Below are 548 nucleotides of genomic sequence, written 5' to 3'. Positions count from 1 at the left end.
CGCGCGGGCGCACAGGTGCTGCGGGGTGCGGCCGAGGAGGAGCCGGACTCGGCGCCCGCGCGCGCGGCCCGCGTCGCGCTCGTCCAGCTCTCGGACCGCGACCTGGAGTTGCGCAGGGAGATGTACGACTGGCTCGGCGAGGAGGCGGACCGCTGCCCGGCGGCGGTCGGCCCGGCGGGGCGCGCGCTGCTGCTGCGCTACGAGGTGACGGCCGGGGTGTGCTCGGCGCGGGACGCGGTACGGCGTATCCGCGCGCTGCTCGCGGAGCCCGCCGAGCCGCTCGCGGAGCCCTTCCTGCTCGGCACGCTCGCGGCGGTCGCCCAGTGGGCGGACGAACTCGACGAGGCGGAACGGCTCGTGGACCGGGCGCTGCTCGGCCGTACCTTCTCGGTGCTGCACCCGATGCACCACGCGCTGCACAACATCCGCACCGACATCGCCGCCGCGCGCGGCGACTGGGACTGGGTGCTCGCCGCCTCGCGGGCCCGCTCGGCGGCGCTGCGGCAGCCGGGCCCGGCGAACGGCGACGCGCACGCGCTCATCGCGCT

The 548-nt window shown here is 77.9% G+C and carries 1 pseudogene; it reads left to right on the top strand.

Features of this window, described 5'->3' with window-relative positions:
* Nucleotides 1-548, top strand: a pseudogene (locus tag G3I42_RS30275) (helix-turn-helix transcriptional regulator); the annotation flags it as partial.

This window comes from Streptomyces sp. SID11385, assembly GCF_010548245.1.
GTDB lineage: Bacteria > Actinomycetota > Actinomycetes > Streptomycetales > Streptomycetaceae > Streptomyces.
This window is presented reverse-complemented; position numbering and strand designations above follow the sequence as displayed.